Below are 21591 nucleotides of genomic sequence, written 5' to 3'. Positions count from 1 at the left end.
CGACGTACGCTGCCCGCCGGCGGCCCGACGATACTGTGAAGGCAATCCCGCCGCCCCGTCTCCCAGGAGGTCCCTGTCCGATGGCCCAGCCGGTGGGTATCAAGGACGTCGCACGCGCCGCCGGAGTCGCCGTGGGCACGGTCTCGAACGTCATCAACCGCCCCGACACCGTCGCGCCGGGGACCAGGGAACGGGTCCTCTCGGCGATCGACCGGCTCGGCTACGTCCGCAGTGAGTCCGCGCGCCAACTGCGCGCCGGCCGCAGTCGGATCATGGGGCTGCTCGTCCTCGACATGGGCAACCCGTTCTTCGTCGACGTCGCGAGGGGCGCGGAGCGTGCCGCGCGCGAGGCCGGCCTCGGTGTCATGGTCTGCAACAGCGGGCAGAGCCCGAGCGAGGAGGCCGAGTACCTGTCGCTCTTCGCCGAGCAGCGGGTCCGGGGAGTGCTCCTGACGCCGGCCGACGCCACCGGCCGCAACATCAAGGCGTTCCGCCGCCACAAGATCCCCTTCGTTCTCGTCGACCGGGTCGCCGAGGACGCCACCGAGTGCTCGGTCTCCGTCGACGACGTGGCGGGAGGTGCGCTGGCCGTACGCCACCTCGTGGACGCGGGGCACCGCTCCATCGCGTACGTCAGCGGTCCGCCCGGCCTCACCCAGGTACGCGACCGGCGCACCGGCGCTCTCGACGCGCTCGCCGACGCCGGCCTCGGCCCCGACGCCCTGCGCGAGCTGCCCACCGAGCGACTCGACGCCGCCGCCGGCCGTGACGCCGGAGCCCGCCTGCTCGGGCTCGCCGACCGTCCGACCGCCGTCTTCTGTGCCAACGACCTGCTCGCCCTCGGAGTCCTGCAGGCCATGTACGACGCCGGCGTCCGCGTCCCCGACGACCTCGCGATCGTCGGCTACGACGACATCGAGTTCGCGGCCGCCGCGGCCGTCCCGCTCACCTCCGTACGGCAGCCCGCCGCCACCATGGGGGGCCTGGCCGCAGAGCTCCTGCTGGAGGAGTCGGAGGCGCAGGCCGGAAAGGGAGAGCACGAGCACCGTCGGGTCGTCCTCCAACCCGAACTGGTCGTACGGCGCTCCAGCCTCTCGGCCCGCTGACCGGGCCTCCAGCGGCTCCGCCGTCGATCGGCGGTTGTGCCGCCTCCTACGTCCTCGACCGCGAACAACTCCCGGACGCGCCGACGGAGAAGCACCTCAAGGCAGTCTTCGTCCGCGTCGACGGCTGGCGCGTCCCGTCACCCGCCCACCACCCGGCCACGCCCGGTCCGTGGTGCGAGCCGTCGACGTGCGTGTGCTGTTCGGTCGGCTTCAGTGGGCCCGGTCGTAGATCATGGCCATCTCGCCCAGCTCGCCCGACTCCTGGTGCGTGAGCTTCCACTGCGATCCGGGCAGGCCGTCGTCGAACAGCCGCTGCCCACCCCCGGCGATCTCGGGGCAGATCAACAGATACAACCGGTCCACCAGGTCCGCGGCGAGCAGTGCCTTGAGGATGCTCGGGCTGGTGTTGACGAGGATGTGCCCCTCGCCGGTGGCCTTGAGCTCGGTGACCACGTCGACGGCCGGGGCGTTCACCATGCGGGTGCGTTCCCATGGTGCTTCGGTCAAGGTGGTCGAGAAGACCACCTTCTCCGTGTCGACCAGCCACTTCGCGTATCCGCGATCGCGCGGATCGGCGTTCTCGTCCTCGGCGACCGTCGGCCAGTACCCCAGGAATCCTTCGGCGTTGCGTCGGCCGAGCAGCGCCGTCGTCGCGCCTTCCCAGATGGCGGTGAGGTGGTCGCGCGCGACCTCGGTGGTGGCGTAGCGGACGATCGAGCCGATGTCGCCGGGTCCGCCGGGGCCGTTGTAGCGCCCGTCGAGGGTGAGTGCGATGTTCGCGGTGACCTTGCGTCCGGTCGAGCTGGTCATGGCCGTACATCCTTTTCCTCGGTGTGGGCTGCCTTGGTCGTGCTCCGGGATCTGCCGAGGGTGTCGGCGAGCTTGTCGAGGCTCTGGCCGAAGCCGATCTCGATGCCTGCGATGAAGTCCGCGGAGTCGACCGTGCTGTCGGTGATCCGGAAGTCGACGTCGAGCTCCGTACCGGTGCCGGTGGGCCGGAGGTCGATGCCGACGTGGGCGGTGAAGGCGTGGCTGCCGTCGGGAAGCTGGGGGGAGAGTCGGTAGGCGAGGCGCTCCTCGGGGCGTGCCTCGTCGACGACGCCTTCCCCGTGACCGGCCTCCGGATCGGAGCCGGCGAGGTCTTCGGCGTCGCGATACCCCAGGACGATCCGCCCGCCCGGGCGCGCCTCGAAGACGAGCTCGGAGACGCGGAGGTCGTGGGGAGTCCACCAGTGGGTGAGCAGGGAGGGCTCGGTCAGGTGGCGCCAGACCAGCTCGGGGCTCCCGGTCAGCGACCGGTGGAAGGTGAACGCGCGGCCGTCGGCCCACCCCGGCTCCTCCGCGGCGAGGCGCTCCGTGGCGAGGCTGAGCCCGTAGCGGTCGTAGGTCTCGCGGGGACCGCCGGTCCGGTCCGCGGTGTCCGCGAGCCGGTCGAGCGTGGCCGCCAGGTCTCGCAGGGGACCGGAGCGGAGCGCGTAGACGCGGCGCTGGCCGGTGCGCTGGGAGGTGACGACTCCCGCACGCTCGAGGGTCTGCAGGTGCTTGGTCGTCTGCGGCTGGCGCGCCCCGGCGAGCTGGGCGAGGACACCGACCGGGCGGGGCCGCTCGGCCAGCAGGGTGACGAGCCGCCAGCGGGCCGGATCGGCCAGTGCGGCGAGGAGTGCGTCCATGAAGACAAGTATTCGCCGTCGAGAATATTCGTGTCAAGGAATATCTTTGGCGGTCGAGGTGGGTCGGGCTGAGGCCGGCCGGGTGCGACGCGTGTCCGGAGCGATCGGTTCCGTGATCACCGTCACTCTGTTGATTCGTCGTCCGTGTCAACCGGACGCCTGGTGCCAGGCGTATGCGTGGTGAAGCGAAAGATCCGGGAGTGAGTGTTGACCGTTGAGGAGTTCGAGGCGTTCTACGAGCAGGCGGTCGCGCGACTCACAGGGCAGCTGTACGTGATGCTGGGCGATCTGCACGAGGCTCAGGACGTCGTACAGGAAGCGTTCGTCAAGGGGTGGAGTCGACGACGGCAGCTCGATCGCGACGGGCAGCCGGAGGCGTGGATCCGTACGGTCGCCTGGCGCCTCGCGGTGAGCCGTTGGCGTTTTCGCAGGCGAGCGTCGGACGCCTGGGATCGCGCGGGCGCCCCGCCGCCCGTCGAGGGCCCCGGCCCCGAGCATGTCGTGCTCATCGACGCGCTCCGTGACCTGCCCGCCCAGCAGCGCCGGACGGTGACGTTGCACTATCTGTGCGATCTGAGCGTCGAACAGATCGCCGGAGAGACGGGGCAGTCCGCCAGCACCGTCAAGACACACCTCGTCCGCGGCCGGGTCGCCCTCGCCGATCGTCTGCAGCCCCGGCACATCGAGGAGGACCCCGGTGCTTGAACCCCAGGAACCACAGGACCCTCTGCGCGAGATGTTCCGGCAGGCAGCCGCCTCCGGACAGTCCCGGGCCCGTGCCGTACCGGTCGCGCGGATCGCCGAACGCGCCAGACGCGCGCACCGGCGCCGTGTCGCCGTCGCCGCGGGGGCCGCGTGCCTGCTCTTCGCCGGCGGCGGTGTGACCGTGGCGGCCCTCCTGCCGGACGCACCGACTCCCGTCGGCCCGGCCACCAGCCCCTCGCCCGATGCGCCGTCTCCCTCGGAGACCACCCGGCCGCCACTGAGCAGCACGACATCGCCGCCACCCACCGGCGAGGGCATCTCCGGCACTCCGTCGGCCACCCCGACGTACCCGTCGGGGCGGGCGACCACCACGGCCCCCTGACGTCCGCGGCCGATCACCGCGACGCGCCGTCGTCGCGCGATCCGCCCTGCCTTCCCACACCCATGGGAGTCCTTTATGTCTGTGATATCCCCCCGATCGCGGGAAGAGACGACGTCCGGCCCCCTGCCCTCCTCCCGCCCGGCCCCGGTCGTCCGTCGCTCCGCCCGCCTTCGGCTGAGCGCCGAGGACCGGGACGTGCTGTGGCTGTATCTGCTCACCCGCGCAGCCATATGGACCACCGCCTACTGCGCGCGATGGCTCTTCCCCGCCGATGCCGACGCACATGACCCGGGCTCCGTCCTCGCACCCTTCGAGCGATGGGACTGGGGCCACTTCCTGAACGTGGCGCGCGACGGCTACTTCCCCGCGGGGAACGGCCCATGGGACGCCGACTGGGACAACCGTGAGGCGTTCTTTCCCGGCTTCCCCCTCGCCCTGCGGGCCGTACACACCGTCGTCCCGAGCTGGACCGCGGCCGGACTGCTGATCTCTTTCGTCGCCGGCGCCATCGCCGTTCTGGCGCTCGCGCGGGTCGCGCGCCTGTACCTGCCCGACACGGGCGCCGGCCGGCGGACCGTACAGCTCCTGCTGCTCTCGCCGTGCGCGATCTTCCTCGCCACCGGCTACAGCGAGTCGCTCTTCCTCGCCCTCGCCCTGCCGGCCTGGCTCGCCGCCCACCGCCGCAACTGGCCCCTCGCCGCCACACTGGCCGCCCTGGCCACGACCGTACGCATCAGCGGTCTCTTCGTCGCCGCCGCCCTCGCCCTCCACTTCCTCCTGACCGCCCGCACCCACGGCGACCGGCGAGCGCTGCCCTGGCTCGCCCTGCCGGCCCTTCCCGCCGTCCTCTACGCCTGGTACCTCCACTCCCACACCGGCGACTGGATGGCGTGGAAACACGCACAGGAACGCGGGTGGTACCGCCAGTTCCACGCGCCCTGGGAAGCCTGGAGCAACACCTGGGAGTCCGCGTTCGACCACGTCCAGACCACCGGCTACGCCTTCATGTTCCAGGCCGAACTCCTCGCCATGGCCGTCGGACTGGCCCTGGCGGTCCTCCTGATCCGACGCCGCCGCTGGCCCGAAGCGGCCTACATCGGCCTCAGCCTGTGGGCGCTCGGCACTTCCTACTGGTACACCTCCATCCCCCGATCCACCCTTCTGTGGTGGCCGCTGTGGATCACGCTCGCCGCCTGGAGTCTGCGCTCACCCCGCTTCAGAACCGCGTACTTCTGCCTCGCCGCGCCCCTGTCGACACTGTTCGCCCTCACCTATCTGACAGGGCGGTGGGCCGGCTGAGTCTCCGACGATCTTGATCGGCGCCGGAGGCAACCCCCGCCCGCGGGGCCACGTCCTAGAGAGCGTGATCGAGCTCTACGACTCCGACTCTCCCGGCCCCGACACCGACGAAGAGACCGTGCGCCCGGGCCCGTTCTGGCGCCACGCGCTCTGGGTGCTGGGCATCACCGCCGCCGCGGTGGCGGCGGGGTGGGCCACCTCTCTGTTCCGGATCGGGCCCGAGCAGTACGGACTTCCGCCGGCCGCTCCCGGTGCGCTGTGGCCGTACCTGGCCGCCTGGGCCGCGATCGGCCTCGTCGTGGCGGGCGTCCTGCGGACCGCCGCCGCGAAGGTTCCCGTCTACGCACCCGGCCGGATCGCGGCCGCGCTCGTCTACGGGGGCACCCGGCTCTCCCTGGGCTGGCGCCCGGAGGCCCTCTTCCTCGCTGGGATGGCCGCGGTCGCGCTGATCGTGGCGGCTGTGTGGTGCGCCCTCGCGCTTCGCTCCCGTCAGCGGGCGCCGAAGGAGTGCACCGCCGTCGAGCGGTAGGTCCTTCCCGGACCACGCCCTGCCGTACAGTGCCCGGCACGGAACCGCCCTTCCGACCACCGGAGCGGAACCGGCCGCACCGCATTCGACCGCTCATTGAGAATTTCCCGCAGAATTTTTCGTACTTTCGGTTATCGAGCGCACGCCTCGCGGTCTCCCAGGTGTTGGGCATCGACAACAGGCAGGACGGACAGGGTGGATCAGGGCATGGGCGCACAGCACGGTACGGAGCTGGTCAGGGCGGCGCAGAGCGGGGATCTGTGGGCACAGGACCGGCTCATCGCCACCTACCTGCCCTTGGTCTACAACATCGTGGGCCGGGCGATGAACGGCCACCACGATGTCGACGACGTCGTGCAGGAGACCATGCTGCGTGCGCTCGACGGGCTCGGCGGCCTGCGCTCGCCGGACAGCTTCCGGTCCTGGCTCGTGGCCATCGCCATGAACGGCATACGCAACCACTGGCGCGCGCAGCAGTCCGGCCTCCGGCCCGATGTCCTCGACGACGCCCGTGACCTCGCCCACCCGGGCGCCGACTTCGTCGATCTGACCGTCGTCCGGCTGAACCTCTCCGGCCAGCGGCGCGAGACCGCCGAGGCGACCCGCTGGATGGAGCCGGACGACAGCGCCCTGCTGTCGCTGTGGTGGCTGGAGTGCGCGGGTGAGCTGACCCGGCACGAGGTGGCGACGGCGCTCGAACTGACCACGGAGCACACCGCGGTCCGGGTGCAGCGGATGAAGGCGCAGCTGGAGGCCGCCCGCGTCGTCGTACGGGCCCTGTCGGCACAGCCCCTCTGCCCCACGCTGCGGTCCGAGCTCGGCGGATGGGACGGCCGCCCGTCCGCGCTCTGGCGCAAGCGCATAGCCCGGCACGCCCGCGCCTGCGCGCACTGCGCGGGCCTGTGGAGCGGCCTCGTCCCGGCCGAGGGTCTGCTCGCCGGACTGCTGCTGGTGCCCCCGGCGGGGCTGCTGCTCGCGAGCGTCCGCGAGAGCGCCGGCTTCGGGCTCGCAGCCGCGACCGGGCCGCTGCCGGCGGCGCCGTACGCGAGCGGGGCTCCGGCCGCACCGGAGGGGACGTACGCGAGCGGGGGTCCGGCCGCACCGGAGGGGACGTACGCGGCCGCCGTGACGGAGACGGCGCACATGCCCGCCGTGTCGGAGGGAGCGCGCCGGCCCGCCGCGACGGGCGGGCGGCACAAGGCCGGCGGGTCGCGCGCAGCGCAGGGCACCCGCGGCGACCGCCGCAGGCAGGAGCAGCAGAGGAAGCGCGGTCGTCGCCGTGCCGTCGTCGCCGCGGGTATCGCCGTGGTCGCCGTCACCGGCGGGTCCTTCTACCTGATCACCGGCCCCCAGGACGACGTCGAGGCCCTGGACGCCGTGGACGCGACGCAGGCGGGGGCTCCCGGGGCCGCCCTGTCCGTCTCGCCGTCGTCGACCACCGCCTCCGCCTCTGCCACCGCCTCGAAGTCCACGACGCCGAGCCCGAGCAAGAGCGCCTCCCCGTCCGCGAGCCGGACCGCCACGCCCCGTCCCGCGAAGCCGGCCCCCACGCGCACCACTTCACCCGCGCCCAAGCCGAAGTCCACGAAGACGACGGGCGGTTCGGGCTCCGACTCCACCGCCGGTGAGGTGGTCGCCATCGTCAACTCCGAGCGCGCCAAGGCGGGGTGTGGTCCGCTGACCGAGAACTCCCTGCTGAACCAGGCCGCTCAGGGCCATTCCGTCGACATGGCGGCACGGGACTTCTTCGACCACACCAACCCGGACGGAGACGGCCCGGGCGAGCGCGTCACGGCCACCGGATACCGCTGGTCGACGTACGGCGAGAACATCGCGATGGGCCAGCGCACCCCGGCGCAGGTCATGGAGTCCTGGATGAACAGCCCCGGCCACCGGGCGAACATCCTGAACTGCTCCTTCAAGGAGATCGGGATCGGCATCCACAACGACGGCGGCCCCTACTGGACGCAGGTCTTCGGAGCGCGCTGACAGCCGGCGGCGCCCTCGTCCTCGATCCCGACGGGTGAACCCGGCGGGCGTCGCACGGTCACAGCCATCCGCAGCGCTGCGCCTGCAAGGCCATCTGGAAGCGGTTCGCCGCGCCCAGCCGGGCCATCAGGATCTGCAGGCGGCGGAAGAACGTGCGGCGGCTGATGCCCAGCTCGCGGGCGATGACGTCGTCACTCGCACCGCCCGCGAGCAGCCACAGCAGGCGGCGGTCGGCCGGTGGCAGGCCGCCCGGAAGGCTTGTGCCGCCGTGGAACGGCAGGGCGTTCTGCCAGGACTGCTCGAAGAGCGCGATCAGTGCGGAGAGCAGACCGCACGGCTGCACGACCAGCATGGTGTTGTGGACGTCGGCCTCCTTGATCGACAGCGACACGAGCGCGTACGCCTCGTCGATGATCACGAGCTTCACCGGGAGCGACGGCAGCACCCTCGCCTGTTCGCCGGCCTCGATGCACGGTTCGATGGCCTCCTTCAGATGGCCCGGATGCTCCAGCGACTCCCGCGAGTACACGACGCGCTGCCGCACACCGCGGGCGAGCGTGGCCAGCGCGTCCTCCGTCGCGCCGGGTAGGGGGAAGTACGGCGGCGACTCGAACTGGCGGATCTCGTCGCGGGCGCTGGCCCACGCGTGGCGCATCCTCGGCCCGACGGCGTCCCCGGTGACGACCTCGACGAGATGGTCGTTGTACGCGGCGAGCCGTTGACGCCGGAACGACTCGAACGCGCCTCCGACGGCGATGCGTGACTCGTCGAGCTCGGCCGCCCGATGCCGGGCGAGGATCTCCAGGCCCGCCGCGGGCGGCACAGGGGCCACCATGTCCCCGCCCTCCTCCGCGGCACTGGCCAGACCGGCGTCGACGAGAGCGCCGTACGCCGAGGCGAGTTCCGCGTCGCCCAGACGCGCGGCGACCCCGATCGCGCTCAGCGGAGCGGGTGCCAGCTCGAGCAGGGCCAGATAGACCCGGCTCGCGGCCTCGTCGATGCCCAGAAGCCGAAGGGCCTCACCGAGTTTCGCGTTCGTCATGCGTCGCATTATCGACGCGCCCCGGACCGGATGTGGCCGATCCGTGCCAGTGGCACTCCTCGGCCCTCGCCGAGCGCCGTGCGGGCTACTGTCCAGGCGTCGCCCAGGACGGGCGGCCGCGAAGAACCCACCGGGATGAAGGGGCACGCCGTGGCCAAGGGCCGAAAGAACGGTCTGTACGCAGGGATCTCCGACGAACTCTCCGCGCTGATGCGAACGGGCTGGGCGGACACCGAGCGGCACGACCTGCAGCTCGACGAGCAGGCTCCGTACGCCGCCCGCCGCCGGGCCGCGCTCTCCGCGCGCTTCCCCGGAGAGCGCCTCGTGATCCCCTCGGGGAATCTCAAGGTCCGCTCGAACGACGACACCTACCCGTTCCGGCCGTACTCCGGCTATGTGCACATGACCGGGGACCAGACCCGGGACGGCGCGCTCGTCCTCGAACCCCGCGCGGACGGCGGCCACGACGCCTACTGCTACCAGCTGCCGCGGGACGGCCGGGGCGACGACGAGTTCTGGACCGGCCCCACCGCGGAGCTGTGGATGGGCCGCCGCCGCTCCCTCGCAGAGTCGGAGCGGGTGCTCGGTCTGTCCTGCCGCGACGTCCGCACCGCGGCCGGCGACCTGGCCGCCGCCACGGGGATGCCCACCCGGATCGTGCGCGGCGTCGACCCCACGCTCGAGGCCGCCGTCACATCCGACGCGGCGCGCGACGACGAGCTGGAAGAGGCGCTCAGCGATCTCCGGCTCGTCAAGGACGCGTGGGAGCTGGCCGAGATGCGCAAGGCCGTGGACTCCACCGTGCGCGGCTTCACCGACGCGATCGGCGAGCTGTCCCGGGCGGTCGCCTCGTCCGAGCGCTGGATCGAGGGCACCTTCTTCCGCCGGGCGCGCCTCGAAGGCAATTCCGTGGGCTACGGCTCGATCTGCGCCGCCGGCGAGCACGCCACGATCATGCACTGGACGGACAACGACGGCCCGGTACGCCCTGGGGAGCTGCTTCTGTTCGACGCGGGGGTGGAGACGCGCACGCTGTACACGGCCGACGTCACGCGCACGCTGCCGATCAGCGGCACCTTCACTCCTGTGCAGCGCAAGGTCTACGACGCGGTGTACGAGGCGCAGGAGGCGGGCATGGCCGCGGTGAAGCCGGGCGCCCAGTACCGGGACTTCCACGAGGCGTCCCAGCGTCACCTGGCGGAGCGGCTGGTCGACTGGGGGTTCATCGAGGGTCCCGCCGACCGCGCGTACGAACTCGGCCTCCAGCGCCGTTTCACGATGGCCGGCACCGGTCACATGCTCGGCCTGGATGTCCACGACTGCGCGCAGGCCAGGAACGACGACTATGTCGACGGGGTGCTCGAACCGGGCATGGTGCTCACCGTCGAGCCGGGGCTGTACTTCCAGCCGGACGATCTCACCGTGCCCGAGGAATGGCGGGGCATCGGCGTTCGGATCGAGGACGATCTGGTCGTCACCGACGGGGGCCACGAGAACCTGTCGGCGGGTCTGCCGCGGTCCGCGGACGACGTCGAGGCGTGGATGGCCCGCATCGCGGGCTGATCCGGACGTGAGAAGGCCCGGTGCCGGACACGGGGGATACCCGGCACCGGGCCACGGTTGAAGATTGTACAAGCCGTCGAGGGGTCCGCACGCCCGGGCGGGTTGTCCACAGGTTCGCCCGGTGGGGCCGGGAGTGTCGGCGGACGCGGCTAGGCTTCAGGAATGGCCCTCTCCGATGCTTCCCCCGAGACCTCCGACGCTTCGCAGGTGCTCCACCGCGTGTTCGGATACAGCTCCTTCCGGGGCGAACAGCAGGAGATCGTCGAGCAGGTCGTCGGCGGCGGCGACGCCCTCGTCCTGATGCCGACCGGCGGCGGCAAGTCGCTCTGCTACCAGATCCCGGCGCTCGTCAGAGCAGGCACGGGCGTCGTGATCTCGCCGCTCATCGCGCTGATGCAGGACCAGGTGGACGCGCTGACAGCCCTCGGCGTACGGGCCGGATTCCTGAACTCGACACAGGACCCCCACGAGCGGCAGGCCGTCGAGCAGGCATTCCTCGCCGACGAGCTGGACCTGCTCTACCTGGCCCCCGAGAGGCTGCGCACCGAGGGCACCCAGCGACTGCTCGACCGGGGCACGGTGTCGCTCTTCGCGATCGACGAGGCGCACTGTGTAGCCCAGTGGGGACACGACTTCCGGCCCGACTACCTCGCGCTGTCCATGCTCCACGAGCGCTGGCCGAAGGTGCCCCGGATCGCACTGACCGCGACCGCCACCGAGGCCACCCACGCCGAGATCGCGGCCCGGCTGGGGCTCGAGGACGCCCGGCACTTCGTCGCCAGCTTCGACCGCCCGAACATCCAGTACCGCATCGTCCCCAAGAACAACCCGACCAAGCAGCTCCTCGAACTGATCCGGACCGAGCACGCCGGGGACGCCGGCGTCGTCTACTGCCTCTCCCGGGCCTCGGTGGAGAAGACCGCCGCCTTCCTGGTCGAGCACGGTGTCGACGCCGTTCCGTACCACGCGGGCATGGACGCCCGCGCGCGTGCCGAGAACCAGTCCCGTTTCCTGCGCGAGGACGGGGTCGTGGTGGTGGCCACCATCGCCTTCGGCATGGGCATCGACAAGCCGGACGTCCGCTTCGTGGCCCACCTCGACCTGCCGAAGTCGGTCGAGGGGTACTACCAGGAGACCGGTCGGGCCGGCCGCGACGGAGAACCGGCCACGGCGTGGCTGGCGTACGGCCTGCAGGACGTCGTCCAGCAGCGCAAGCTCATCGACGGCTCCGAGGGCGACGAGGCGCACCGCCGCGGACTGGCCATGCACCTGGACGCCATGCTCGCGCTGTGCGAGACGGTCGACTGCCGCCGTGTGCGACTGCTGGCGTACTTCGGTCAGAAGGGCGAACCGTGCGGCAACTGCGACACGTGCCTGACCCCGGGCGAGTCCTGGGACGGGACCGTCGCGGCGCAGAAACTGCTGTCCACGGTGTGGCGGCTCGCGAAGGAACGGCGTCAGAAGTTCGGCGCCGGTCAGATCATCGACATCCTGCAGGGCAAGAAGACGGCCAAGGTCATCCAGTTCGACCACGACGCCCTCTCGGTGTTCGGCGTCGGGGCCGATCTGAGCACCGCGGAGTGGCGCGGGGCCGTACGCCAGCTCCTAGCGCTGCGACTGCTCGCGGTGGAGGGCGAGTACGGGACGCTGGTGCTGACGGAGGAGAGCGGCGAGGTGCTGGGAGGCCGCCGGACGGTGCAGCTGCGCAAGGAGAAGGCGGTCCCCGCTGCGGCCCGGAAGGAAGCGCGCTCGGGGAAGGGCGCGCGCGTCCCGCTGGACCTCCCGGCCGCGGCCGTACCGGTCTTCGAGGCGCTCCGCGCCTGGCGTGCCGCGACGGCGAAGGAGCAGGGCGTACCGGCGTACGTCGTCTTCCACGACGCGACGCTGCGGGAGATCGCAACCCGACTCCCCACCACGATCGCCGAGCTGGGCACCATCGGCGGTGTCGGCGAGGCCAAGCTCACCAAGTACGGCGAGGGCGTGCTCGACACCCTGGGCCGAAGCGACGCTCCCGAGCCCGCACCCGACGCCCCGGCGCCGGCGGCCGCGTCGAAGGCCTCGGGACCGTCGTTCGACGACGAACTGCCTCCCGACCCGGACGAGGAGATGGAAGAGCCGCCCTGGGACGACTGGCAGTAGGCGGGCCGAGGTCCCTCCCTCGTCATCGCGCGCCGCAGGCCCAGCCGGGCCAGTTCCGTCAGGTGCAGGTGGTGTCCTTCCGCACGCCCGACGGTTCGGCGGAGCCGAGGTAGTCCCACGCGTCCCGGTAGCCCATCGCCGCCAGGGTGTCGGCGGAGATCCGGCCTGCCAGGAACTCCGCGTCGAGCGGCAGTGGATGTCGCGGCCCGATCACATGCAGGGTGAACGGCCGGCCCGTCCCCTCGGCGGCCTCCAGTTCGGCGCCGGTCAGCACCGTCACCGCGCCGATGAGCACGAGCACCAGACGCAGCGGGTCACGCGTGACACGGGCCGGCAGCACACTCACTCGAGCGCTCCCAGCAGGTCGCCCTTGGCGGCGATGTACCGGACGATCGTCGCCCAGGTGATCGTCGCGCCGAACAGGAAGTACGTCGCGTCGACCGACAGCAGGGTTTCCTCACGTGTCCGCTCCCACGTCGATACGCGGAGGAGCGGGCCAGTCCTCCGACAGTCCGAGTCCGACGACGCTGTCCAACGGCTCCCCGTAGGTCCGTCCCGGCGCCTCGCTCGTGAGGAACCAGCACTCGAAGTGGTCGTCGAGCACGCCCTGGGCCGACGGCAGAAAGACGGTGAACAGCGGGTCCTCGGCGATCCCCAGCTCGTGCAGCCCGGCGACCTGCGGCGCGTCACCCAGGACCAGGCGTGCGCGGGCCCGCCTGCCGAACGCGATGTCGGCCGGTCCGTCGAGGTAGACGAAGGACTTCATGAGCATCCCGCGGAACGCGCAGTAGTTCACCGCCCCCACCTTCAGCGGCAGCGCGGTCGCCGGCGGGCGTTCGATCTCGATGTACATCCCGAGCCGCCCGTCGACCTCGTACTGGCTCGACACCGCCGAGTCGCCGACCTTGAAGTCGAGATGGGCCTGGTGCTTGGGCATCCCCCAGATGCCCTTGCCGCCCTTGACCGAGATCTCGCTGCTCACCGGCAGGTCCACGACGTACTGTCCGGTGCCGAAGGTGCCGCGCAGCAGCCCCGGCAGCAGCGGTGGCGCCGGTCGCGCCCCGTGCGTGCACGCGATCGCGATCGAGTACTCGATGTACCGGCCGATGTCCGTACGCAGGTAGTTGACGACCGTGATGAGGAGCAGCCCCTTGCCGCCGGGCAGCGCCAGGGGGTGCAGCTCGCCGCCCGGCAGCATCCGGGCGGCCGCCGCGCGGTCGATGGGGAACGCGGCCATCAGGGCGGGCGTGTCGATCGAGTCGACGGGCAGCTCGAAGGGGATGCCGTCGACCAGGGCGTGGCGTCCGGCGAGCCGGCGCTGCCGGCGCGGCACCGGTGACGGCACGGCCGACAGCCCCTGCCGGGCAAGGCGCAGGATCCGATTCATCGGGCGAGCTCCTCAAGGATCAGCGGGTACGTGTCGGTCGCCGCGCGGCGGCCCAGGAACACGTCGAGGTGGCCGTAGCCGGGCAGCATGTGCAGGGTGTCGCGGCCGGGTCGGTGTCCGTTCAGGAAGTCGTACGTGCGCTGCTGGCTCTCGGCCAGGAAGCACCGGTTGTCCTCGCCCGCGAAGAGCGCGATCCGCGCGTCGGTCCGCGGTGCCTGGTCGGCGAAGGACCGGGGGAGTCCCTCGATGCCCTCCGTCGACACCAGCTGCCCGGCGCGGATGCACCGGTTCATCTGGGCGAAGAACGTCATCGGTACGTCGGCGAACTCGCCGCGGATCCAGTCGTGCGTCGTCTCGTCGAGGTTCGCGTGGGACCAGAGGGCCGGCCACCCGCTGCCGTACGTGAAACTGACCATGCGGCACACCGAGTTCCGGCACTCGGGGTGCGTCGCGCGGACGAACCACACCATCAGCCGGGAGAGAGGGCCTGCCGGCCGGTCTCCCCAGGCCGGCGAGATGGAGGGCATCAGGCGGCCGATGACCGGCGCGAGGCGGGCGATCTTGAATGTCGAGAGGCCGGGGACGACCGGGTGCAGCGACACCGCGTTGCTGACCACCGTCTCGACCTCGGGGAGCAGGCCGGCCGACAGGGCCATCATGAACGACGTCGACCCCTGGCAGTGCACGACGGCCTTGAGCCGGTCCTTGCCCGTCGCCCTCAGCACGTGCGCCACCGCCGCGGGATGGTCGTACGCCGCCGCCTGGTCCAGCGTCCAGGGCACCGGATCGAGGTCGATCGACGCGCGCCAGTTCAGCAGCCAGACGTCCCAGCCGTCGTCGATCAGGGCGTCGACGAAGGTGCGCCGCAGCGGTGGCCGGAACAACTCGGCCCGTACCCCGGCACCGTGCACGACGAGGACGGGACCGCGGGTGGGCGGGCGGCTGCCCCGTACATGCACCAGCGTCAGCGGGCGTCCGTCCAGCGCGGTCAGCGGCCGCACCTCGGTGACGTGGTCACGGCGGGTCGTCGGCCGGGACGGCGCGCCCCGCTCGGGTGTGCCGGTCATGGGCGTTCACGCTCCCCGGGAGATCACGACGGGATCCTCGATCAGCCGCACGGCCGGCTTGCCGGTGGGCACGGGGCGTTTCCCGCCGGAGGGATCGTCGCGAACGTCCCAGTCGCGGCAGATCGTCTCCAGGACCAGCGGATAGAGGGTGAGGTCGCCGCCCGGCGCGATGTGCAGGCGCAGGAAACCCTTGTGGTCCTCGATGGACTGGCCGGACATCTGCCACTCCGCGACCTGGCCGCCCTTCGCCGACAGCACCCACAGGGCGAAGACCCCCGAGCCCACGACCGCGCCCAGGACGGCGGCGACGGCCAGGCACAGGAAGAGGACGACCCATCCGTCCCAGGAGGCCGGGAACGGAATCGCCACGGCGACGGCGAGCGCGGCGAGCGCGACCAGGGCCTGGGACAGCGCCGCGACCGCCGGCCCGGACGGCGCGGCCGCCTTCCGTGGCGTCGCGACCGGCGGCCCGGACGGCGTGGCCGCTTTCCGTCGGCGGAGCAGCCGGCCGAGGAACCCGAGCACGAGCAGCGCCGCGGCCACGCCCAGGCACACCGCGCCGAAGCCCCAGAAGTCGCCGAGACCGGACCGGCGGACGGCGTCGACGGGCCGCGGATCTCCCTCCGCCAGGGCGAACAGGAGGCACAGCAGGAGGAAGAGACCGGCGTGCAGGCCGGCGGCCAGCTTGGCGAAGCCGGGGTTGCGCCACGGCAGCCAGTGCCCCGACCACGGCACGGCGATGCCCCGGGCGAGGCGGCGGGACGCCGCCGCGTCCGGATACGTCTTTCCCATCCGGGCGAACTCCACCGGTGGGTCGTCCCTGTCGCGCAGCCGCGTCCCGAGGGGCGGCAACGGCAGTACCGCGGGCAGCCGGTGGGTCGCCGCCAGATACGCGCCGCCCATCCCGCAGGTCACCATCTGGCGCCGCCGCGGGTCCGGTGCCGGGACTCCGGTGCCCGGCGGGTCGCCGGGCAGCCGTTCGGCGTACCGGGCGTAGTGGTGGTGGTCGCCGGTCAGCCACAGCCGGACGGACGCGTTCGTCGGTTCGCGCTTCCCGGAGCCCGGATGGACGCGGGTGCGGATGATGTTGCGGTCGAACCAGTGCAGGGCGTTGAAGGCGTCGGCGTTCTTCTCCACGCTCTCCAGCCAGGTCGGTTCGGCGGAGCAGACGATCACACCGTCGCCGGGTCCCAGGTTCGCCGACAGGTGCTCCTCGAAGTAGCGCAGCTGGGGGTCGTCGAAGTACGAACCCAGCTGGCTGTCCAGACCCACGAGCCACCAGCGTTCGGGCAGGCGCACACAGAAATAGCTGCGGGTCTGCCGGGTCTGCCAGGCGCCGATCGACCGCTGCTGCGTGAACATCCGCAGAAAGGCGGTCAGACCGTCGTACCAGTCGTGGTTCCCCGGGAGCGCGACCATCAGCGGCGGGTCCGCCGCTTCGGGCAGGGCGGCGCGGTAGGGGCCCTTCAAACGGTCCTCGTACCCCGTCGCCGAGGCCGCCGGGTACACCTGGTCGCCGCCGAGGACGAGCAGGGAGCCACGGCTCAGCCGCAGGTCGCCCCGCGCCGGGGAGAAGCCGTCCTCCTGCTCGGCCGGCGGGACGACGAGCTCCTCCTCCGCGAGGGTCCACGCCACCGAGCTCGTCGCGTCGAAGCCGTCGCCGACGTCGGCCACGAAGTCGATCCAGATCTCCCCGGCGTCGGGCTTCCCGAGCGGGGCCTCCAGAAGGTGCGCGTCGAGCACCTTCTGGACCTCCCGCTTGTCCGAATAGCCGGCGAAGACGGCCGCGAGCACGGCCTTGACCGCCGTACGGGCCAATTGCCCGGGCGCCAGCCACCGCACCTGCTCCTGCGGGGTGAAGTCGAGTACCTTGGCGTGGTCTCGCAGCTCACGTACCTTCACGCGCGCTCCCCGGCCGGCGTGAAGTGGGAGCCGTAGACGTCCCACAGCTCACCCAGGAAGAGGCGGCCGAAGCTCTGCAGCGCCCGTGCGGGATGGGGTCCCGAGGCGCGGAACGTCGTCAGTTGCTCGGCGAAGTCACCGGCGAGGATGACGATGATGCCCGAGCCGAGCAGCGGGGCGTTCTCGTCGCCGTCCGCCGTCACATGGCCGGCCACCATGCGGACGTACAGGGTCGAGGTGTCGCTCCAGATGTCGAATCCGGGGTCGTCGTGCACCTCCTTGTGCCCGACCAGCGTGAGCGGATTCCCGCCCGGGTCGCGCAGGTGCAGGCGGTACAGCATCCGGCGCCGCGTCGGGTCGTCGTCGCGGGTGAACAGGTTGAACCAGCCCTTCTCGACGGGCAGTCGGCCGCCGAGGACATCGCAGTCGACGTGCCCGGTCGCTCCGGCCTGGTGGAGGGGATCCGCGACGAACCGGTCGACGTCGTCGGCGGTGATCGTGAGACGGAACATCAGCCGCTGGTTCCGCGCCCGGCCGAGCGCCTGCCCCTCGTGGGGGTCGGCGACGTCGAGCGCGATGTGTCCCTTCATTTCCTCGGTGAAGGAGAGGCTGGTGGGCCGCTCGCCGTCCGTCGTCGTGGCTCCCGCCGCCGCCGCCGGCGCCGACGCGGCCCGCGGTGCGAGGGGCTGTTCGAGGATGCGGTGGCAGGCGCGGTCGGCGAAGGCGGCGATGGTGAGCGACGGGTTCGCGCCGACCGGTCCGGGCAGGGCCGCGCCGTCGAGCACGTACAGCCCCGGATGCCCGAAGACCTCGCCGTACGAGTCGCAGACGCCTTCGGCGGGGTGACGGCCCATCGGCGCGCCGCCGAGCGGGTGCACGGTGACCACCCGGCGGGTCCACCACAGGGGGTTGTCGTGGAACTCGCCACCGAGCGCGTCGGCGATGTCGCTCATCGTCCGCCGTACACGCTCGAAGTAGCGGCGCGAGGTGAGCGTGGTCCAGTCGATGTCGAGGTAGCCCCGGCGCAGGCTCATCCGGCCGTCCGGGAGGTCCCGTCCCATGCCGAGGAGCGGCAGCGCCGAGTCGGAGAAGACCCCCGGTCCGAGGAGGAGCGCGAGCCGGCTGCTGATGTTGCTCCGGGGCGTGAGACCCATCCGGGAACGCAGCCGGTGAAGGCCGAATCCCGCGGTACGGCGGACACTTCCGGGCACCTGTGCCACCTCGGCGAGCCAGTCCACGAAGGCCGGGTAGCCGGCGTCCTCGACGTAGTAGCCGCGTCCTGTCGAGCCGTCCACGTCGAGTGCGTCGCCGACCCGGATGGCACTGGTGATCACCGGTCCCGTGCTGCTCGCCAGCTTTCGCGGCCCGCTTCCCGCGGAGCCGCGGGTCGCTTTGAGGACCAGGCCGAGCAGATCGCCGTTGCCGCAGAACCGGTTGCCGAGCGTCGGGCTGATGCCGCGCAGCGCGGCGCGGTTGCGCAGGAGCAGGTACGTCGATCCGAACGCACCGGCCGCGAGGACCAGCCGCCTGCAGTGGATCCGGCGGAGCGGCAACCGACCGGTGGGGGTGCGGTGCCCCTCGCGGGCCGGGTCGTGGACGACGTAACTGACCTCGTATCCGCCCCCGGGCCGGGGAGTGAGACCGCGTACCTCGCAGCGGGTACGGATGTCGGCGCCGCGGTGGCGCGCGGCCGACAGATAGGTGTGGTCGAGGGTGTTCTTGGCGCCGAGGTTGCAGCCGACATCGCATTCACCGGTCAGCCGGCAGGTCTCCCGCGGCAGGCCGTGGATGTTGCCGTACTCCGGCTCGGGGAGGGGAGCGCCGGGGACGGGCGGCTCGTCGGGCCCGGAGGCGAACGAGACGGCCAGCGGCGGCCGGGACACCTGCAGATCCAGCTGCTCCGCGGCCTCCCGCATCGCGGCGGTCTTCGGCGTGTCCTCGTAGGGGTACGGCGTGGCGCCGAGCATCTTCTCGACGTCGTCGTAGTGCGGATCGAGGTCGCGGCGGCCGATCGGCCAGTTCTCGTACCCTCCGCCGGGCAGCGGCGATTCATGGACGAACCACTTCTCGTCCTTGCGCAGCAGGACGTTGGCGTAGATCAGCGACCCGCCGCCGAGGCCGCTGGAGACGACCCCCTCCAGTCCGCGGAACGACCAGACGTCGAAGAGCCCGTGCAGGCCTTCGCTGGGGTCCCAGAAGTTGCGGGCCATGCCGGCGGGAGTCCGGGGGAAGCTGCCGGGCGGGTACGCCTTGCCGCGCTCCAGGACCACGACGGACAGCCCACCGTCGGCGAGCCGGTAGGCGGCGACCGAACCGCCGAAGCCCGAGCCGACCACGACGACATCGACTTCGCCCTCGACTGCGGAGTCGTTCTCCGGTCCGCCCGGGGACGGGGCTTCGTTCGTCATCGGCGATCCCCTTACGGGTGATGGTGATCATCCCGCCCCGTAAGGAGACGCTAATGCCCGTCGCGTCGTCGCACGAGGCGGACGGCGCGTCCGGGGGAAGCGGGCCGTGCGGCCCGCTCCCGGGCCCTGAGGCCTCCTACAGCCGCTTGGTGCGGCTGGCGACGAGCTCGCCTCCGGCGAAACCGTCCACGCGCACCGTCTCGGCCGTCGCGGCCCCCGGTACGGTGACCTCGGCCTGGCCGTCGGGGATGTCCACCGACGTACGGGGGCGCCGGTCGAGGAAGACGTCCACGCGGTCGACGTTGGCCGTCCTGAGCATCAGGCGGAGCGAGCCGTCGACGCGGCCGGCGTCGGTGATCGTCAATTCTCGTACGGGCTGTGCCTTGAGGAGTTCCCCGGCGCGTGCCATGAGATCGGTGTTGGCCTCCAGGAGGTCGCGTCGGGTCATGCGGTGGCGTACGTCCGGTACGACACCGAGGTCCTCCAGGGGCGTACCGGCTCGGTCGCCGACCCGCAGGGACCTCCGGATCGCCACGCGCATTCCCGCCCCGTTCGGCAGGGGGCGGTACGGCGAGGCGCTGATCGGGAAGAACGTCATGATGTCGCTCTGCGCCCAGACGTTCGCGCCGCCCGCTCCGGTGTTGTCGTCGGTGCCGAGCACGGTGCCGATCCGGTGGTCCTGGAAACCGGCGGCGAACATGTCGGTGGCGGAGTAGCAGCGGGCGTTGGTGATGAGGACGACCGGGCCGAAGTACTGCTGGCCGATGTCGTTGGCGAGGGACTCCGGCGTGAGGGGGAGGGCGGCGGAGAAGGCGGCCCCGATCTCGATCGCCTGTTCCATCGACTTCACCCAGGGGCTGAGGCTGGGGCTGCTGCGGCAGATGCGCAGATTGAGGGGGGTGTTGATGAACTGGAACGGCTCCGGCGTGATCCGGCGCGGTGTCAGCGTCTGCAGGGTGAGCTCCGAAGCCCAGACCAGGCCGCCGCCGTTGTCGCGCACGTCGACGATCAGACCGTTCTGCGGCAGCTGCCCGAGGAGCCGGACGAACTCCCCGACGAAGGCGCCGGCGTCGTCGACGCTGAAGGTGTGGATCCGGATGTGGCCGAAGGTGCCCGACGGGGTCTGGACGGCGCGGGCCGTGAAGACCTTCGGCATCATGCTCGGGACCTCGCCCGCCGCGGCGGCCGGGGATTCTCCCGAATCCACGGCCTGCTGCTGCTCGATGATGTGCGGGGCGAAGAGCATGAGGTTGGCCCGGCTGATCTCGTCGGCCTCGTAGTCCACGCCCATGACGAGCGTCGCCTCACCGGTCGGGCCGGCCATCGGCGGGAGGTTCTCCACGATCTGCCAGTTCTCGCGCAGCTCGCGCGCCGTGCCGTCGGAGCCCGTGTAGCTGACGGTCACCCACTCCTCGAACGGGGGCAGATGCGCCGAGAGCGAGCGCACCGTCAGCGACTGCACCCCCCGGCTACGGCGCGCCGCGGCGTTGCTCCCGGCGAACCGGGCGGCGTTGAGTTCGACGGCCTGCTCGATGGGGATCCCGCTCCAGTGGGTGATCTCGACGCCCGGTGCGAAGCCCGGGGCGGAGAACCCCTGCGTGATGCGGGTGACCAGGAAGCGCGGCTTCGATCCGTCGGAGCACTCCTCGACCCGGAAGGGAAGGAAGGCGATCTTGTTGGCGAACGGCGCGGGCAGCTGGTAGTTGGTGTGCAGGTCCCGGACCGAGTGGAAGACCGTGGCCATCTCCGCGTGGAAGACCCACTCCGGCGGCATCGTGTCCGCCGTCTGCTGCTCCAGATGCCGCCGGATGAGACGCAGCCGCTGCACGGGATTGACCGCGTGCATCGCCATCTTCAGAGGCAGGTGCACGTAGTTCTGCTCGATCAGCACCAGGGCCTGATCGACGAGGAGCATCCGCTGCTCCAGGGTGAGCGCGCCGGCACCGGCCAGAAAGGTCTCGAGTTGCGTGGCGGCGGACAGTCGCTCACGGACCGGAGGGGCCGTTCGCTTGAGGTACTCGGGAGTGGTGTCGGCGGTGACTCGGCCCATGATGCCTCCGTGGTCGGTGTGCGGCTCCCTCCCTGTCTTCGGCCGACCGTGCTCCGATCGACAGAGCTCACGAATCAGTTCACCCGTACAGGCCCCGTGCGGTCGGCCCGCCTCCGTCGGCCCCCGCCGCTCGCCCGCGGAAAAATCCACGATGCGCGAAGGCGGGCCGCGTTACGATCGATCGCATGAACGTCATCGGCCGAAGCATCACCGCGACCGCGCGAGCGACCAGCTCGCCGGTTGCCGCCGCCTGACCTTCCCTCTTCCACCGGCGACCGGAGACGGCCCGCCGGTGTTTTGTTGTGGCGTTCCCGCCCCGGTCCGACGACCGAGCCGGCTCCGTTCTCCGGTGC

General features: G+C 71.6%; 17 protein-coding genes. 8 read left to right on the top strand and 9 right to left on the bottom strand.

The window, feature by feature from the left end:
• Positions 1–80 precede the first annotated feature (80 nt).
• Positions 81–1106: a LacI family DNA-binding transcriptional regulator gene (locus ACZ561_RS11175; RefSeq protein WP_470992399.1), complete on the top strand. Its 1026-nt coding sequence runs from the start codon at positions 81–83 to the stop codon at positions 1104–1106.
• 210 nt (positions 1107–1316) lie between these two features.
• Here the strand turns inward: ACZ561_RS11175 and ACZ561_RS11170 are convergent, their stop codons facing one another.
• The gene (locus ACZ561_RS11170) at positions 1317–1916 is read right to left on the bottom strand and encodes a dihydrofolate reductase family protein (protein ID WP_470992396.1); all 600 of its coding nucleotides are present in this window, start codon (positions 1914–1916) and stop codon (positions 1317–1319) included.
• Entirely contained in the window at positions 1913–2776 is an 864-nt protein-coding gene (locus ACZ561_RS11165; RefSeq protein ID WP_470992393.1) for a metalloregulator ArsR/SmtB family transcription factor, read from the bottom strand. Before ACZ561_RS11165 ends, ACZ561_RS11170 begins: the two co-directional genes overlap by 4 nt.
• Positions 2777–2983: 207 nt before the next feature.
• On the opposite strand from ACZ561_RS11165, the gene ACZ561_RS11160 reads away from it, so the two are divergent.
• The 5 genes from ACZ561_RS11160 to ACZ561_RS11140 all read left to right on the top strand — a co-directional run bounded on the left by ACZ561_RS11160 (position 2984) and on the right by ACZ561_RS11140 (position 7680).
• Entirely contained in the window at positions 2984–3481 is a 498-nt protein-coding gene (locus ACZ561_RS11160; protein ID WP_376432357.1) for a SigE family RNA polymerase sigma factor, read from the top strand.
• Complete coding sequence (locus ACZ561_RS11155; protein WP_470992389.1) at positions 3474–3863, top strand: hypothetical protein; 390 nt, start codon at positions 3474–3476, stop codon at positions 3861–3863. Before ACZ561_RS11160 ends, ACZ561_RS11155 begins: the two co-directional genes overlap by 8 nt.
• Before the next feature lie 75 nt (positions 3864–3938).
• The gene (locus ACZ561_RS11150) at positions 3939–5162 is read left to right on the top strand and encodes a mannosyltransferase family protein (protein ID WP_470992386.1); all 1224 of its coding nucleotides are present in this window, start codon (positions 3939–3941) and stop codon (positions 5160–5162) included.
• Between the two features lie 67 nt (positions 5163–5229).
• Entirely contained in the window at positions 5230–5691 is a 462-nt protein-coding gene (locus ACZ561_RS11145; RefSeq protein WP_470992989.1) for a hypothetical protein, read from the top strand.
• 207 nt (positions 5692–5898) lie between these two features.
• Complete coding sequence (locus ACZ561_RS11140) at positions 5899–7680, top strand: sigma-70 family RNA polymerase sigma factor (protein ID WP_470992383.1); 1782 nt, start codon at positions 5899–5901, stop codon at positions 7678–7680.
• A gap of 58 nt (positions 7681–7738) precedes the next feature.
• Here ACZ561_RS11140 and ACZ561_RS11135 read toward each other — a convergent pair whose 3' ends face one another.
• Entirely contained in the window at positions 7739–8722 is a 984-nt protein-coding gene (locus ACZ561_RS11135) for a LuxR family transcriptional regulator (protein ID WP_470992380.1), read from the bottom strand.
• Positions 8723–8872: 150 nt separating this feature from the next.
• Between ACZ561_RS11135 and ACZ561_RS11130 the strand changes: the two genes are divergently transcribed.
• On the top strand, positions 8873–10285 hold the full coding sequence (locus ACZ561_RS11130; RefSeq protein ID WP_470992378.1) for an aminopeptidase P family protein: 1413 nt from the start codon (positions 8873–8875) through the stop codon (positions 10283–10285).
• Between the two features lie 162 nt (positions 10286–10447).
• Positions 10448–12424, top strand: a complete 1977-nt coding sequence (gene recQ, locus ACZ561_RS11125) for a DNA helicase RecQ (protein ID WP_470992375.1) — start codon at positions 10448–10450, stop codon at positions 12422–12424.
• A 58-nt stretch (positions 12425–12482) separates the two neighbouring features.
• Here the strand turns inward: recQ and ACZ561_RS11120 are convergent, their stop codons facing one another.
• From ACZ561_RS11120 to ACZ561_RS11095, 6 genes are all read right to left on the bottom strand, one after another.
• Positions 12483–12770, bottom strand: a complete 288-nt coding sequence (locus ACZ561_RS11120) for a hypothetical protein (RefSeq protein WP_470992372.1) — start codon at positions 12768–12770, stop codon at positions 12483–12485.
• 111 nt (positions 12771–12881) lie between these two features.
• Positions 12882–13811, bottom strand: coding sequence for an acetoacetate decarboxylase family protein (locus tag ACZ561_RS11115; RefSeq protein WP_470992369.1), 930 nt, complete (start codon positions 13809–13811; stop codon positions 12882–12884).
• Positions 13808–14878 (bottom strand): alpha/beta fold hydrolase, encoded by a 1071-nt coding sequence (locus tag ACZ561_RS11110; protein ID WP_470992366.1) that lies wholly within the window; start codon positions 14876–14878, stop codon positions 13808–13810. Before ACZ561_RS11110 ends, ACZ561_RS11115 begins: the two co-directional genes overlap by 4 nt.
• A gap of 6 nt (positions 14879–14884) precedes the next feature.
• Positions 14885–16780 (bottom strand): metallophosphoesterase family protein, encoded by a 1896-nt coding sequence (locus tag ACZ561_RS11105; protein ID WP_470992363.1) that lies wholly within the window; start codon positions 16778–16780, stop codon positions 14885–14887.
• Positions 16777–19188, bottom strand: coding sequence for a GMC oxidoreductase (locus ACZ561_RS11100; RefSeq protein WP_470992360.1), 2412 nt, complete (start codon positions 19186–19188; stop codon positions 16777–16779). The genes ACZ561_RS11105 and ACZ561_RS11100 overlap by 4 nt, the downstream gene beginning before the upstream one ends.
• Positions 19189–19324: 136 nt before the next feature.
• Entirely contained in the window at positions 19325–21238 is a 1914-nt protein-coding gene (locus ACZ561_RS11095) for a S41 family peptidase (RefSeq protein ID WP_470992357.1), read from the bottom strand.
• Between the last annotated feature and the right edge of the window lie 353 nt (positions 21239–21591).

The sequence above is a fragment of the Streptomyces sp. NPDC039609 genome (assembly GCF_055596705.1).
Note: the sequence above shows the minus strand (reverse complement) of the source record. Positions and strands in the feature narration are given on the sequence as shown.